Origin of the sequence: Janibacter sp. DB-40, assembly GCF_029510815.1 — a bacterium.
In the GTDB taxonomy this organism is placed as follows: Bacteria; Actinomycetota; Actinomycetes; order Actinomycetales; family Dermatophilaceae; genus Janibacter.
In genome coordinates this window covers 763,061-776,780 of record NZ_CP120360.1, presented here as the reverse complement: position 1 = coordinate 776,780, position 13,720 = coordinate 763,061, and the positions used below count along the sequence as shown (strand labels likewise).

Annotated in this window: 14 protein-coding genes and 1 pseudogene; 9 read left to right on the top strand and 6 right to left on the bottom strand. The window is 72.9% G+C overall.

All coding sequences use genetic code 11. The annotated features are described in order from the left end of the window. Positions 1-303 precede the first annotated feature (303 nt). The 4 genes and pseudogenes from PVE36_RS03815 to PVE36_RS03800 all read left to right on the top strand — a co-directional run bounded on the left by PVE36_RS03815 (position 304) and on the right by PVE36_RS03800 (position 4,562). Positions 304-1,583, top strand: a pseudogene (locus tag PVE36_RS03815) (zinc-dependent metalloprotease). Further along, on the top strand, positions 1,580-2,131 hold the full coding sequence (locus tag PVE36_RS03810) for an NUDIX domain-containing protein (RefSeq protein ID WP_277454683.1): 552 nt from the start codon (positions 1,580-1,582) through the stop codon (positions 2,129-2,131). The pseudogene PVE36_RS03815 and the gene PVE36_RS03810 overlap by 4 nt, the downstream one beginning before the upstream one ends. Positions 2,132-2,361: 230 nt before the next feature. Continuing rightward, positions 2,362-3,255 (top strand): hypothetical protein, encoded by an 894-nt coding sequence (locus PVE36_RS03805; RefSeq protein ID WP_277454682.1) that lies wholly within the window; start codon positions 2,362-2,364, stop codon positions 3,253-3,255. Continuing rightward, positions 3,252-4,562, top strand: a complete 1,311-nt coding sequence (locus tag PVE36_RS03800; RefSeq protein ID WP_277454681.1) for an AarF/ABC1/UbiB kinase family protein — start codon at positions 3,252-3,254, stop codon at positions 4,560-4,562. The genes PVE36_RS03805 and PVE36_RS03800 overlap by 4 nt, the downstream gene beginning before the upstream one ends. An 89-nt stretch (positions 4,563-4,651) precedes the next feature. On the opposite strand, the gene PVE36_RS03795 is transcribed toward PVE36_RS03800, so the two are convergent. Together PVE36_RS03795 and PVE36_RS03790 are read right to left on the bottom strand one after the other, a co-directional pair. Continuing rightward, positions 4,652-5,239: an HhH-GPD-type base excision DNA repair protein gene (locus tag PVE36_RS03795; protein WP_277454680.1), complete on the bottom strand. Its 588-nt coding sequence runs from the start codon at positions 5,237-5,239 to the stop codon at positions 4,652-4,654. Positions 5,240-5,395: 156 nt separating this feature from the next. Continuing rightward, positions 5,396-6,082 carry a GntR family transcriptional regulator gene (locus PVE36_RS03790; RefSeq protein ID WP_277454679.1) on the bottom strand — a complete coding sequence of 229 codons (687 nt, stop codon included), beginning with the start codon at positions 6,080-6,082 and terminating at the stop codon, positions 5,396-5,398. Between the two features lie 155 nt (positions 6,083-6,237). On the opposite strand from PVE36_RS03790, the gene PVE36_RS03785 reads away from it, so the two are divergent. The 5 genes from PVE36_RS03785 to PVE36_RS03765 are packed head-to-tail and all read left to right on the top strand — an operon-like array spanning position 6,238 to position 10,531. Next, positions 6,238-7,482 (top strand): NRAMP family divalent metal transporter, encoded by a 1,245-nt coding sequence (locus PVE36_RS03785; RefSeq protein WP_277454678.1) that lies wholly within the window; start codon positions 6,238-6,240, stop codon positions 7,480-7,482. A gap of 10 nt (positions 7,483-7,492) precedes the next feature. Next, a complete protein-coding gene (locus tag PVE36_RS03780; RefSeq protein WP_277454677.1) occupies positions 7,493-8,272 on the top strand; it encodes a 5-oxoprolinase subunit PxpA in 780 nt (259 codons plus the stop codon). Beyond that, the gene (locus PVE36_RS03775; protein ID WP_277454675.1) at positions 8,269-8,880 is read left to right on the top strand and encodes an allophanate hydrolase subunit 1; all 612 of its coding nucleotides are present in this window, start codon (positions 8,269-8,271) and stop codon (positions 8,878-8,880) included. Before PVE36_RS03780 ends, PVE36_RS03775 begins: the two co-directional genes overlap by 4 nt. Next, complete coding sequence (locus PVE36_RS03770; protein WP_277454672.1) at positions 8,877-9,749, top strand: biotin-dependent carboxyltransferase family protein; 873 nt, start codon at positions 8,877-8,879, stop codon at positions 9,747-9,749. Before PVE36_RS03775 ends, PVE36_RS03770 begins: the two co-directional genes overlap by 4 nt. Beyond that, entirely contained in the window at positions 9,746-10,531 is a 786-nt protein-coding gene (locus tag PVE36_RS03765; protein WP_277454671.1) for a putative hydro-lyase, read from the top strand. The genes PVE36_RS03770 and PVE36_RS03765 overlap by 4 nt, the downstream gene beginning before the upstream one ends. Positions 10,532-10,598: 67 nt before the next feature. On the opposite strand, the gene PVE36_RS03760 is transcribed toward PVE36_RS03765, so the two are convergent. The 4 genes from PVE36_RS03760 to PVE36_RS03745 all read right to left on the bottom strand — a co-directional run bounded on the left by PVE36_RS03760 (position 10,599) and on the right by PVE36_RS03745 (position 13,644). Continuing rightward, the gene (locus PVE36_RS03760) at positions 10,599-10,727 is read right to left on the bottom strand and encodes a hypothetical protein (RefSeq protein ID WP_277454670.1); all 129 of its coding nucleotides are present in this window, start codon (positions 10,725-10,727) and stop codon (positions 10,599-10,601) included. Between the two features lie 26 nt (positions 10,728-10,753). Beyond that, positions 10,754-11,008 carry a WhiB family transcriptional regulator gene (locus tag PVE36_RS03755; RefSeq protein WP_277454669.1) on the bottom strand — a complete coding sequence of 85 codons (255 nt, stop codon included), beginning with the start codon at positions 11,006-11,008 and terminating at the stop codon, positions 10,754-10,756. Positions 11,009-11,137: 129 nt separating this feature from the next. Then, entirely contained in the window at positions 11,138-11,308 is a 171-nt protein-coding gene (locus PVE36_RS03750; protein WP_277454667.1) for a hypothetical protein, read from the bottom strand. Between the two features lie 191 nt (positions 11,309-11,499). Continuing rightward, entirely contained in the window at positions 11,500-13,644 is a 2,145-nt protein-coding gene (locus tag PVE36_RS03745; protein ID WP_277455752.1) for an ATP-dependent DNA helicase UvrD2, read from the bottom strand. Between the last annotated feature and the right edge of the window lie 76 nt (positions 13,645-13,720).

Below are 13,720 nucleotides of genomic sequence, written 5' to 3'. Positions count from 1 at the left end.
TATGTAGCGGGCGATCCGCTCACTACGTGGTGGCTGGGCCGGCTCGTCCAGCACATGACCTCCTAGGGTCCGGGAACCATCCGGCGCCGCTCGTGGTTGGGTCTAAAGGACAGCACATCCTCTCAGGAAGAGAGCACACACGTGAGCAACGACCCCAGCACCCCCTCCGGCGACGACGGGCTGCCTGAGGACCTTGCCCGGATCTTCCGCGACCTCACCGGCGGACACGACCTCCCCCCGGAGGTCGTCGACCAGCTCAAGGCCCTCGGCATCACCGATGCCGACCCGGCGCAGGTCGCGGCCATGACCTCGCAGATCAAGGCGATGTTCGCCCCCGGCGCCCAGGCGAAGGGGGTCGACGTCACCGCGGCGACGTCGGCCGCCCGAGAGGCGATCTCCGAGTCGGACCACACCATGGGCGACCGCGAGCTCGGCCTGGTCGAGCAGGCCACCCGCCTCGCGGCGCTCTGGCTCGACCAGGTGACCTCCCTCGAGGCGCCCGCGCTCACCGGTGAGGCCCTCTCCCGCGAGGAGTGGGTCGAGGCGACCATGCCGGTGTGGGCCTCCTCGTCGACCCGATCGCCGACGGCCTCGCCGGCGCGATCCGCGACTCCTTCACCTCGCGGATGAACGACCCGGCAGCTCCCGACCTGCAGTCACTGGGCCTGCCGCCGGGCATGGACATGTCCATGCTCAGCCAGCAGATGGCCCCCTTCGTCGACCGGATGGCCTCCACCCTGATCACGGGGCAGACCGCCCAGGCCGTCGGGGCCCTGGCCTCCGACACCCTCACCGCGACCGAGGCCGGCGTGCCCCTCGTCAGCGACCGGGTGGCGCTGCTGCCGGGCAACGTCGCCGAGTTCGCCGATGGGCTCGACGTCGACCTCGACGAGGTGTGGCTGCACCTGGCGACGCGCGAGTCGGCGCGGATGCGCCTCTTCACGGCCGTGCCGTGGCTGGGCCCGCAGATCCTGGCGGCCGTGCAGGCCTACGCGCGCGGCATCGCCATCGACACCGACGCGATCGACGCCGCGGTGCGCGAGATCGACCCCTCCGACCCGGGCGCGATCCAGGAGGCGCTGACCGGGGGCTTCCTCAACCCGACACCCTCCCCCGCGCAGCGCAGCGCCCTCGCCCAGCTCGAGACGTGGCTGGCCCTGATCGAGGGCTGGGTCGAGCACGTGTCGGTCCAGGCGACGAGGAACCAGCTGCCGGCCACCTCCGCGATGACCGAGACGATCCGGCGGCGCCGGGCCACGGGCGGTCCGGCGGAGAAGACCTTCGCCGGCCTGGTCGGTCTGGAGCTGCGCCCGCGCCGCCTGCGCGACGCGGCCAGCCTGTTCGCCGCGCTCGAGGAGCGCGTCGGGGCCGAGGGCCGCGACGCCGTGTGGGCGCACCCGGACGTCGCGCCGAGCGCCGCCGACCTGGACGACGTGCTCGGCTTCGTCGAGCGCGCCGCAGCCGGGGAGTCCTCCGGGAGCGAGGACCTCGACGCCGCGCTCGAGTCGATCCTCAGCGAGGCGGACGCGGACCGGGACACCGACGCACCCGAGGAGGGCACCGACGGCGAGGACGGCCGATGAGCCACGCGGCGCTCGCCGACGACCTGCGCGGACTGCTGACGACCTGGCCCTCACCGACGGCCGAGCAGGAGGCGCTGCGGCTCGAGTACCTGGCCCACCTCGACGCGCACGAGGCCGCGACCGACAGGTCCGGTCCCCCGGCGCACTTCACCGCCTCCTGCCTCGTCGTCGACCCGGGCGGCGAGCACGTCCTGCTGACCCTGCACCCCAAGGTCGGCCGCTGGCTGCAGTTCGGCGGGCACCTGGAGGAGCACGACACCTCCGTCGCCGCCGGTGCCCTGCGCGAGGCCCTCGAGGAGTCGGGCCTGACGGCGGCGACGCTGCAGTTGCGCCCGGGCCCGGCCCAGCTGGACCGGCACGCGCTCGGCTCGGGCTTCACCCGGTGCACCGAGCACCTCGACCTGCGCTGGATCGCCGTCGCCGCCGAGGGGGCCGAGCCGGTCGCCTCCGACGAGTCCGATGACGTCGCGTGGTGGCCGGTCGACGCGCTGCCGGAGGACATGGACCCCTCGCTGCGCTCGCTCGTGGAGCTCGCCAGCCGGTCCTGATCCGACGCCTACGTTCCTGCTCCACCAGACGGGCAGTGCCCACGAGGTGGAGCAGCGGCGTAGCAGTGGGCGAGGATGCTCCGATGTGGCTCGGGGAGCACGTTCTCGGTGGCGGCGAGAGTGGTTCAACGGCACCTCACCCGGGGCCTGTGGACAACCGGCCGGGCCTCCTCGCGAACTGCGCCACAGTGGTCGTCCACCACCGACCCCGGCCACCGAGCGAGACGACGATGCACCTTCCCGGCCCCGGCACCACGCCGCACCTGCGACCACTGCGCCGACCGGACGGCAGCGTGCAGATCGGGCTGGGTGCGCGCTCGGTCCGGCTCCAGGGACTCACCGACGCCGAGTGCCGCTGGCTCGCCGGCCTCGACCCCTCCCGCGCGCTGACCGAGGCCGTCACCACGGCGGCCCTCGAGGGCCTCGATCCCGCTCGCGCCACGAGCGTCCTCGACCAGCTCGTCACCGGCGGCCTCCTGCACCCGGACGCCACCGGCGAGGAACCGCGGGTCGCCGTCGTCGGGTCCGGGGCGCTGCCGGTGCTGCTCGTCGACGGCCTGCGCCAGAGCGAGCGCGTGCTCACCGCCCGGGTGCGTCCCGGCGGTGAGGACGGTGCCACGGACCTGGCCGTGGTCGTCAGCGCGACACCACCGGCCGCCGAGTCGGTGCGGCCATGGCTGGTGGCGGGCGTCCCGGTGCTGCCGCTGTGGTGCCAGCACGAGCAGGCGAGCATCGGTCCCCTTCTCCGGCCCGGGCACGGTCCCTGCCTGCACTGCCTCGACCTCACCCGGGCCGAGGTCGACCCGGCCTGGCCGTGGCTGAGCGCCCAGCTGGACCGCCCCGGCATCACCGGGCCCGCTCCCGTCGACGGCGTCCCCGCGCTGCGCCTCCTCGCCGCCGGGCTGACGACCTCGCTCGTCCTCGACCACGTCGGCGGGCGCCTGGCCGCACCCGAGTGGTCCTTCGAGGTGGCCACCCCGGGACCGACCCTCGAGCGGCACCTGTGGCCGGTCCACCCGGGGTGCCGCCGGTGCACCGCCGCACCGCTGCGGGTGGTCCCGACACCCGGGGACGAAGGGGGGTCCAGCCCGGACACAGGGAGGGACGACACAATGGCCGGGTGAGCGAGATCCCCCGAGGAGCCGCCGGTCGCGCCGCGCGGCTCGCATCCCTGCCGCTCGGCCATGCCGGGCGCAGTGCCCGAGGGCTGGGCAGACGCCTCAGCGGGACCCCCGCCGAGGTGGTCAACGAGGACATCCAGCGACGCACGGCCGAGCAGCTCTTCGCCGTGCTCGGCTCCCTCAAGGGCGGCGCGATGAAGGTCGGTCAGGCCCTCTCCGTCCTCGAGGCCGCGTTGCCCGAGGAGTACGTCGAGCCCTACCGCGAGATGCTCGTGCGGTTGCAGGACGCGGCGCCGCCGATGTCCACCGCGGAGGTCCACTCCGTCCTCACCCGCGACCTCGGCCCCGACTGGCGCGAGGAGCTGGAGATCGAGGACCAGCCGGTCGCGGCCGCCTCGATCGGCCAGGTGCACCGCGGCGTCACCGCCGACGGCCGGGTCGTCGCCGTGAAGGTCCAGTACCCCGGTGCCGACAGGGCGCTGCGCAGCGACCTGCAGCAGATCGCCCGGCTGGCACGCGTGGCCACGACGTGGATGCCCGCGATGGACATCAAGCCGGTGACCGACGAGCTGCTCGCCGCCGCGGACGAGGAGCTCGACTACGGGCTCGAGGCCGCCAACCAGCGCGCCTTCGCGCAGGCCTACCGCGACGACCCTGACGTCGCCGTCCCCGACGTGGTCCTGCAGAGCCGTCACGTCCTCATCAGCGAGTGGCTCGAGGGCGCGCCGCTGAGCCAGATCATCCGCGAGGCCGACCAGGACGTGCGCGACCGGGTCGGCCAGCTCTACCTGGACTTCCTGCTCTCCGGGCCGGAGCGCGTGGGTCTGCTCCACTCCGACCCGCACCCGGGCAACTTCCGCCTCACCCCCGACGGCCGGCTCGGCGTCATCGACTACGGGGCCGTCACCCGTCTGCCCGAGGGCTTCCCCCCGCTCATCGGCATCCTCGTGCGCAAGGCCCTGGCGGGCGACGCGGAAGGGGTCATCGAGGGGCTGCGCGAGGAGGGCTTCATCCGCCCCGGAATCGAGGTCGACGCGCAGGACGTGCTCGCCTACCTGCTGCCCCTCATCGAGCCGTTGAGCACGCCCACGCACTCCTTCACCCGTGAGTGGCTGCGCTCCGCGACCAAGGGCCTCACCGACCTGCGGACGCCGGAGTTCTCCACCGGGCTGCGGCTGAACCTGCCCCGCGAGTACGCGATGATCCACCGGGTCTTCGTCGGCTCTACCGGCGTGCTCTCCCAGCTCGGCGCGACCATCGCGGCCCGTGGCTCGATGCAGCGCTACCTGCCGGGATTCGCAGGAGCCTAAGCAGTTGCGGGACACGCCGCGCAGGAGCCTAAGCAGTTGCGGGGTTCCTGCAGGAGCCTAAGCAGTTGCGGGACACGCCGCGCAGGAGCCTAGGCAGTTGCGTTCTTCGCGGCCTTGGCCTGGGCCTTCGCGGCCTTCTTGAAGTCCCGGACCTCCTGCAGCGAGCCCTCGTCGGTGACGTCGGCGACCGAGCGGCGTGAGCCGTCCTCGGCGTAGGGGCCGATCGCCTCGCGCCAGCCGTCGGGACGCACGCCGAGCTGCTTGCCGAGCAGGGCGGCGAAGATGCGCGCCTTCTGGTCGCCGAAGCCCGGGAGCGCCTTGAGCCGGGTCAGCAGCTCCTTCGTGTCCGCGGCCGTGGTCCAGATGGCGGCGGTGTCCCCGTCGTACTCGTCGCGCACGACCGTGGCGAGCGCCTGGATGCGCCCGGCCATCGAGCGCCCGTAGCGGTGCACGGCCGGCGGAGTGGCGCACAGGTCCGCGAAGGCCTCGGGCTCGGCCGCGGCGATCTCCGCGGGGTCGAGCGTGCCGAAGCGTTCCTTGACCTTGGCAGGCCCCTGGAAGGCCCGCTCCATGGGGAACTGCTGGTCGAGGAGCATCCCGACGACCAGGGCGAAGGGGTCGGACGACAGCACCTCGTCGGCGGCCTCGTCCTGGGCGATGCGCAGCTGGGGAGACATACCCTCAGCCTGCCACGCCCCCTTCGCTCCCGGAGGATGTATTGGCGCGCCTCCGAGCGCGCGCGAGTACATCGAACGAGCGAAGGGGGCAGCCGAGTCGATGTATCCACGCGCCTCCGAGCGCGCGCGAATACATCGACTCGGGCGAAGGGGGCGTCAGCCACCCATCGCGTCGAGCAGCTGGCGCTCGGCGGCGTCCAGGTACTCCAGGAGAGACTCCTCGGCCTCGGCGAAGCGCCCCTCCTCGAGCAGGGAGAGCAGGTGCTGGTTCCGCGGCAGGTACGGCTGGTGGAAGGCGTGCGGGTCGGCCATGGCGTGGAAGACCAGGCGCAGCTCGGCCAGCAGGTGCGTCATCGTCTCGTCCATGCGAGCGCTGTCGGTCAGCTGCCCCAGCCGCTGGTGGAAGTGGATGTTGGCCGTGCCCACCCCCGACCAGTCGGCCTCGCGGGCCGAGCTCACCCCTTCGTCCACGGCCGCACGCAGCGGCCCGAGATCCACCGGGTCCCGAGCCGCCAGGCGCACCGCCGCGGACTCGAGGATGCGGCGGAAGCGGTAGAGCTCGCGCACGTCCGCGGGCGTGGGTGAGCGGACGAAGACCCCGCGGTTGAAGACGTGCTCGAGCAGGCGCTCGTGGCCGAGCATGCGGAAGGCCTCCCGCAGGGTGTTGCGCGAGACCCCCAGGGCCGCGCAGATCCCCTCCTCGGACAGCCGGGTCCCCGGCACCAGCTCGCCCTCCATGATCCGGTGGCGCAACGCATCGGCCACCCGGGTCGCGGTGCTCTCGCGACCCACGAGATCGCGCTCCGCGGTCAGGCTCTCCAGCCAGCCGTCGGTGGTGGTCATCAGCTCCCCCTTCGTGGATCGAAACCAGCCTAATATGCCGTGCGCTATTGCAGGATTGTTGAACAAAGCGCTACGTTCGTGTGATCGGCGCCACCCGAAGCACGGCCCACGAGGCACACCGACATCCCGCGGCGCCCCGATCAGGAGAGGGACCTATGGCAGATCCCACGCACGAGCCGACACCGACCGCCGCCGACGACGCGAGGCGAGCGAAGGTCAGGAAGGGCGCACTGCTCGGCGCCATGTTCCTCATGGCCACCAGCGCCGTCGGGCCGGGATTCATCACCCAGACCACGGTCTTCACCGCCCAGCTGGGCGCGGCCTTCGCCTTCGCGATCGTCATCTCGGTCCTCGTCGACATCGCCGTGCAGCTCAACGTCTGGCGCGTGATCGGGGTCTCCGGCATGCGCGCGCAGGACCTGGCCAACAGGGTCGTCCCCGGCTTCGGCTACGTGCTCGCGGGCCTCGTCGTCTTCGGCGGCCTCGTCTTCAACATCGGCAACATCGGCGGCACGGGCCTGGGCGCCAACGCGATGCTCGGCGCCGACGCGAAGATCGGTGGCGCCATCTCGGCGCTCATCGCCATCGCGATCTTCATCAGCAAGCGCGCCGGCGTCGCCATGGACCGCATCGTCGTCGTCCTCGGCCTCCTGCTCATCGGCATGGTCGCCTACGCGGCGGTCGCCACGAACCCGCCCTACGGCGAGGCCCTGCGCCAGACCGTGCTGCCGGACGAGATCAACTTCCTGATCATCACCACCCTCATCGGCGGCACCGTCGGCGGGTACATCACCTACGCCGGCGCCCACCGCATCGTCGACTCGGGCATCACCGGCCCCGAGAGCATCAAGCAGATCACCAACGGCTCCGTGATCGGCATCATCGTCACCGGCGTCGTGCGGTGGCTGCTCTTTCTCGCCATCCTCGGCGTCGTCCTCGGCGGTGTGCAGCTCTCCGGCGTCGCGAATCCGCCCGCCACCGCCTTCGAGGCCGCCCTGGGCGAGGTCGGGCTGCGCGTCTTCGGCGTGATCCTGTGGGCCGCCAGCATCACGAGCGTCATCGGCGCCTCGTACACCTCGGTGTCCTTCCTGACCACCTTCCACGACCGGATCCACCAGCACCGCCAGTGGGTCGTCGTCGCGTTCATCATCGTCTCCGGCGCGATCTACGTGTCCCTGGGCCAGCCCCCGGCCACCCTGCTGATCCTCGCCGGCGCGCTCAACGGCCTGATCCTCCCGGTCGGCTTCGGCATCATCATCTGGATCGCGCTGAGGCGTGCCGACCTGCTGGGTGGGTACACCTACCCCAAGTGGCTGGCCTACCTCGGCCTCGCCATCTGGCTCCTGACCCTCTACCTCGGCTGGCAGTCCCTCGGCGGCATCGCCGAGCTGTGGCAGTAAGGAGGACCCCATGACCCTGCAGATCGATCTCAACGCCGACCTCGGCGAGGGCTTCGGCCAGTGGACGCTGGGCGACGACGACGCCCTGCTCGACGTGGTCACCAGCGTCAACGTCGCGTGCGGCTTCCACGCCGGTGACCCCAGCGTCCTGCGCCGCGTCTGCGACATGGCCGCAGAGCGCGGGGTGTCCATCGGCGCCCAGGTCGGCTACCGCGACCTGGCCGGCTTCGGTCGGCGCTTCATCGACATGGACCCCGACGAGCTGACCCAGGACGTGCTCTACCAGATCGGTGCGCTCGAGGCCTTCGCCCGGGTCGCCGGGACGCGCGTGCGCTACATCAAGCCCCACGGCGCGCTGTACAACGCGATCGTCCACCACGAGGAGCAGGCGTCCGCGGTCGTCACCGCGGTCACGCAGTACGACGCGTCCCTGCCCGTCCTCGGGCTCCCTGGCTCGGCGTGGCTGCGGCAGGCCGAGGAGGCGGGTCTGCGCACCGTCAAGGAGGCCTTCGCCGACCGCAACTACACGCCCGAGGGAACGCTGGTCTCCCGCCGCGAGCCCAATGCGGTGCTCCACGACCCGGAGCTCATCGCGCAGCGCTGCGTCGACATCGCCACGACCGGCCGCATCAGGGCCATCGACGGGACCGAGGTGGCCGCCCCCGCGGCGTCGCTGTGCGTCCACGGCGACACCGAGGGCGCGGTCGACGTCGCCCGACGGGTGCGTCTGGCGCTCGACGAGGGCGACATCAGCATCCGGCCCTTCGCCGAGGAGGGGCCGCCACGGTGAGACTCCTCCCCTGCGGCGACGTCGGCCTGCTCGTGGAGCTGGCCGACCTCGACGAGGTGCTCGCAATGTACGCCGAGCTCGACCGGGCCCGACCCGAGGGCGTCGTCGACATGGTCCCGGCGGCCCGCACCCTGCTCCTGACGCTCGACCCCGCCGTCGCCACCCCCGCGGCGGTGGCGGAGGTCGTGCGCGGTGTCACCCCGAGCCCCGGCGCCCGTCCGGACGCGGGGGAGATCGAGGTACCGGTGACCTACGACGGTCCGGACCTGGGCGAGGTCGCCTCGCTCACCGGGATGAGCGAGCGCGAGGTCATCGCCGCCCACACCGACCAGGAGTGGACGGTGGCCTTCTGCGGCTTCGCCCCCGGCTTCGGCTACATGACCCGCTCCGACGAGCGGCTCGCCGTCCCGCGCCGCAGCGACCCGCGCACCAAGGTCCCGCCGGGGTCCGTGGCGCTCGCCGGAGGGTTCAGCAGCGTCTACCCCCGCGAGTCCCCCGGTGGCTGGCAGCTGATCGGCCGCACGGACCTCGTCGCGTGGGACCTCGACCGCGACCCGCCCGCCCTCTTCTCCCCGGGCGTCCGGGTGCGATTCGTGGAGGCCCGATGAGCCGGCTGGAGATCCTCGCCACCGGAGCCCTCGCCACCATCCAGGACGAAGGGAGGCCCGGCCTCGCCGGGCTCGGCGTCGGCGTGAGCGGCGCGGCCGACCTGCGCAGCCTGCGGCTGGCCAACCGACTCCTCGGCAACGAGCCGGGCGCCGCCGCGATCGAGGTGACCTTCGGCGGGCTCGCCCTGCGTGCCCGCGCCGACGTCGACATCGCCCTCACGGGGGCCCCGGCCCCGGTGACGGTCGACGGCGTGCCCGTCGGGCTCAACGCCCCCGTGCACGTCCCGGCCGGCGGCGAGGTGCGGCTGTCGCCCCCTTCGCGCGGCGTGCGGACCTACCTCGCCGTGCGCGGTGGGATCGACGTGCCGGCCGACCTCGGCTCCCGGGCGAGCGACATCATGTCCGGCATCGGCCCGCCCGTCCTCGCGCCCGGCACCGTGCTGGGGGTCGGGTCCCGGGCGCTCGAGTGGCCCGGGGTCGACGTGGCCGCGGTGCGCACGCCGATCGGCGACGACCTCGACCTGCGCGTCGTGCCCGGCCCCCGCCACGAGTGGTTCGTCGACGACGCGCTCGAGATGCTCTGCTCCGCCCCCTACGCGGTCAGCGCCGAGAGCAACCGGGTCGGCATGCGACTGACCGGACCGGTGCTCGAGCGCTCCCGTGAGGAGGAGCTGCCGAGCGAGGGCGTCGTCCGCGGGTCGCTGCAGGTGCCGCCGACCGGTCAACCGACGCTCTTCCTCGCCGACCATCCGGTGACCGGCGGCTACCCCGTCATCGGTTTCCTGCTCTCCGCGGATGTCGACCTCGCCGCGCAGGCCCGACCCGGGCAGCACCTGAGACTTCGACTGACGGAGGTGGGACAGCCATGAGCAGGACCCCCGAGATGCTGATGCCGCACGAGGCACGTGCCCGGTTCCGCGAGGGACTGCGGACCCCCACGTCCGGGTGGAGCGCCGGTTGGACGCAGGCGAACCTCATCGCCGTCCCGCGCGACCTGGCCTACGACGTGCTCCTCTTCGCCCAGCGCAACCCCGCCGCCTGCCCGGTCCTCGACGTCACCGAGCCGGGCGAGGTCTCCTGCGGGATCTTCGACGGGGACCTGCGCACCGACCTGCCCGGGTACCGCGTCTACGAGCACGGCCGGCACCTCGCCGACCGGGCCGACGTCGCGGACGTGTGGCGCGAGGACCTCGTGGCTTTCCTGATCGGGTGCAGCTTCACCTTCGAGGCGGCCCTGGTCGAGGCGGGAGTCCCGTTGCGGCACATGGACAACGGCACCAATGTCGCGATGTACCGGACCAACCGGGAGTGCCGCCCGGCCGGGTCCCTCCACGGGCCGCTCGTGGTGTCGATGCGTCCGGTGCCCGCCTCCCTCGTCGCGACGGCGGTGCGGGTCACCTCCCGGTACCCGGCGGTGCACGGCGCCCCCGTGCACGTGGGCGACCCTGCGGCACTGGGGATCACGGACCTCTCGCGCCCGGACTTCGGCGACCCGGTCGAGGTCCGCGACGGGGAGCTGCCCGTCTTCTGGGCCTGCGGCGTCACCCCGCAGGCGGCGATCATGGCCTCCGCTCCCCCCTTCGCCATCGGCCACGCGCCCGGGATGATGGCGATCACCGATGCCCGCGACTCCGGTCTGGTCATCCCCTGACACAGCAGTAGGCCCCACCCGGCTCGGGGTGGGGCCTACCTGTGGGCGCCCGCTCGGGCGACGGCGCTCATCGGACACCGAGGTGAGCGGGACGGGGGAACTCACGCTCCGCACGCTGCAGGTGGTCCTGCACCGCGGGGTCGTACTCGAGGGGCTGGTCGAGGCGACGCAGCCGGGGCAGCTTCACGAACTTCATTGGTCTTCCTCCTCTCGGGATCTCGCTCAGGCGGGGATCGGGTGCTTGCGGGGACGGCCGCGGGGCCGCTTGCGGGGGATGACCCGGCCGGAGTCGAAGAGCTCGCCACCCCAGACACCCCACGGCTCGCGACGCTCGAGGGCGCCTTCGAGGCACATGGTGCGGAAGGGGCAGTCGCCGCAGAGCTCCTTGGCGTACTCGACGCCGGCGGGCGTCTCGGCGAACCAGAGCTCGGGCTCCTCCGACTGGCACGGGGCCTGTTGTCTCGGTCGTTCGGTCATGGTCGTCACGTCGGGGTCTCCTGGGTGAACGCGTGGCGGTGGTACTGGTCGAGAGGGACACGACAAAGGCCGCGGATCCCGGGTGTGTGGGATGCCGCGGCCTGTGGAGAGGACCGATGGAGTCGTCGTCTAGACGGGAGGTCCAAGGAGGCGCGGATCCGACACGAAGGCAGCCTTCGGCCCGGTGACGCGGATGCGGTCACGGGCGGAGAGGACGCCGGCGAAGCCACCGAAGACGTCATCGGTGGCGCACACGGGGGCAGCGTCGATCGCCGTGGTGATCATCGTGATGCTCTCCATGACTCCTGCCCTCCTCTCGTGCGGTGCGCTCCTCGGGAGCGCTGGGCGCTCGCGACTGACAGAAATCAACTTAGAGCACATCGTGGGGGCGCGCCACCGAATTAATGACGGATCGACAGTTTCTCGCGAAGGTGTCCGGCCGACGGGCCGGATCACCGTGCGCCCGGCGCGAGGCGAAGGGGGCCGCTCCCCTACTCCTCGGGCTCGCCGACGGCGGCCTCGGCGACCTCGTCGGGGTCGGCGCCGCCGATGACGGCCAGCACCTGGTCGGCGTAGAGCGTCAGCTTGCGCGGGCCGACCCCACTGATCGCGGCGAGCTCGCGCTGGCCGGCGGGCGCGGCCTCGGCGATGGCCTCCAGCGTGGCATCGGTGAATACGACGAAGGCGGGCACGGACGCGGCCTTGGCGACGGTCAGGCGCCAGGTGCGCAGCCGCTCGAAGGTCGCCTCGTCGTAGGTCGGCGGGCAGTCCGGGCACCGACCGGAGGCGCGCTCCCTGGCGGTGGACAGCTCGGTGCCGCAGCCCTTGCACACCCGGGGGCGCGAGGGCGTGGGCTTGCGGGACCCGCGCGCGCCGGAGGCGCGCTTGGGCGCCGAGCGGGCCCCCTCACCGAGGATCCCGGACGCCTGGTCGAGGAACCGCGAGACCCGCCGCGTCCCCTTCGCCCCGGGGGTACGCGCCCGGGACCACGACAGGTGCAGCACCTCGCGGGCACGGGTGACGCCGACGTACATCAGGCGCCGCTCCTCCTCGATCTCCTCCGGCCCCTCGGCCATCATGATCGGCAGCAGCCCGTCGGAGCAGCCGGTGAGGAAGACGACATCCCACTCCAGACCCTTCGCCGCGTGCAGCGAGGCCAGGGTGACGCCCTCGACGGCCGGCGCGTGCTGCGCGGCGATCCGCTCGTCGAGGTCGCGCACGAGGTCGGGCAGCCGGGCGTCGGGCGAGGTCGCCTCGAGCCGCGCGGACAGGTCGACGAGCGCCTTGAGCGACTCCCAGCGGGCGCGGACCGCGCCGCTGCTCGCGGGCGCGTCCTCGTGCCAGCCCATGCCGCCGAGCACGTCGGAGACGAGGTGCGGCAGCGGCTTGCTCCCGTCGTCGGTGCGAGCGGCCCCGCGCAGCAGCAGGACCGCCTCGCGCACCTCCTTGCGGGAGAAGAAGCGCTCGCCGCCCTTGACGAGGTAGGGCACGTCGGCGTCGGTGAGCGCGGCCTCGAGCGCCTCCGACTGGCCGTTGGTGCGGAAGAGGACGGCGATCTCGCGCAGCGGGCGGCCGTCGGCGACGAGCTTCTTGATCCGGTCGGCGACCCACCCCGCCTCGGCCGGGTCGTCGTCGAGGACGGTCAGCTCGGGCTGGGGGCCGGCGTCGCGCTGCGCGACGAGCTCGACCGCGCCTCCCCGACGCTGGCCGGAGGGGCCGGTGAGCAGCTTGTTGGCGAGCGCGAGGACCTGCGGCGTCGAGCGGTAGTTGCGCACGAGGCGCACGGTCGCCGCCCCGGGGTGGGTCTCGGTGAAGCGCAGCAGGTGCTGCGGCGTCGCGCCGGTGAAGGAGTAGATCGTCTGGGCGGGGTCGCCGACGACGCAGATGTCGCCCCGGTCACCGAGCCACAGGTCGAGCAGTCGCTGCTGCAGTGCGTTGACGTCCTGGTACTCGTCGACGACGAAGTGCCGGTACTGGTTGCGCACCGTCTGCGCGATGTCGCCACGCTCCTCGAGGATCCCCACGGTCAGCAGGAGCACGTCCTCGAAGTCGATGACCCCCCGCTCGCCCTTGACGTCCTCGTACGCGGAGATCAACCGCGCCATGGCGGTCAGGTCCATGCCCGGGGGCTCGCGCCGGGCCCGGCGGGCCGCGGCCGGGTAGGTCTCGGGGGTGAGCAGCGAGACCTTGGACCACTCGATCTCCGCGGCGACGTCGCGCAGCTCGGAGCGGCCCAGCCGCATCCCGACCCGGCCGGCGGCCTCACCGACAGCGGGCGCCTTGTGGCCGAGGATCTCCGGGGCGGCCCCGCCGATCGCCTGGGGCCAGAAGTAGTGCAGCTGCCGCAGTGCGGCGGAGTGGAAGGTGCGTGCCTGCACGCCGGCGACGCCGAGCTCGCGCAGCCGGGTGCGCATCTCCCCCGCGGCGCGGGCGGTGAAGGTCACCGCGAGCACGCGCTGTGGCTGGTAGGCGCCGGCCCGCACGCCGTAGGCGATGCGGTGGGTGATGGCCCGGGTCTTGCCCGTGCCCGCACCGGCGAGCACGGCCATCGGTCCGCTCGGGTTGACGGCGACCTCGCGCTGCTCGGGGTCGAGCGCGTCGAGGATGTCGTCCGCGGAGTGCAGGACGGGCTGGATGGTCACCGCAGCACTCTCTCAAAAGGCGGCGACATCCCCCAGCCGCCCTCGGGATCCGCCCGGGCCGGCCCCCTTC

Coding starts and splice junctions, on each gene's coding strand:
- PVE36_RS03810 (WP_277454683.1), top strand. CDS start 1,580: ATGAGCCACGCGGCGCTCGCCGACGACCTGCGCGGACTGCTGACGACC.
- PVE36_RS03805 (WP_277454682.1), top strand. CDS start 2,362: ATGCACCTTCCCGGCCCCGGCACCACGCCGCACCTGCGACCACTGCGC.
- PVE36_RS03795 (WP_277454680.1), bottom strand. CDS start 5,239: ATGTCTCCCCAGCTGCGCATCGCCCAGGACGAGGCCGCCGACGAGGTG.
- PVE36_RS03790 (WP_277454679.1), bottom strand. CDS start 6,082: ATGACCACCACCGACGGCTGGCTGGAGAGCCTGACCGCGGAGCGCGAT.
- PVE36_RS03785 (WP_277454678.1), top strand. CDS start 6,238: ATGGCAGATCCCACGCACGAGCCGACACCGACCGCCGCCGACGACGCG.
- PVE36_RS03780 (WP_277454677.1), top strand. CDS start 7,493: ATGACCCTGCAGATCGATCTCAACGCCGACCTCGGCGAGGGCTTCGGC.
- PVE36_RS03770 (WP_277454672.1), top strand. CDS start 8,877: ATGAGCCGGCTGGAGATCCTCGCCACCGGAGCCCTCGCCACCATCCAG.
- PVE36_RS03765 (WP_277454671.1), top strand. CDS start 9,746: ATGAGCAGGACCCCCGAGATGCTGATGCCGCACGAGGCACGTGCCCGG.
- PVE36_RS03760 (WP_277454670.1), bottom strand. CDS start 10,727: ATGAAGTTCGTGAAGCTGCCCCGGCTGCGTCGCCTCGACCAGCCCCTC.
- PVE36_RS03755 (WP_277454669.1), bottom strand. CDS start 11,008: ATGACCGAACGACCGAGACAACAGGCCCCGTGCCAGTCGGAGGAGCCC.
- PVE36_RS03750 (WP_277454667.1), bottom strand. CDS start 11,308: ATGGAGAGCATCACGATGATCACCACGGCGATCGACGCTGCCCCCGTG.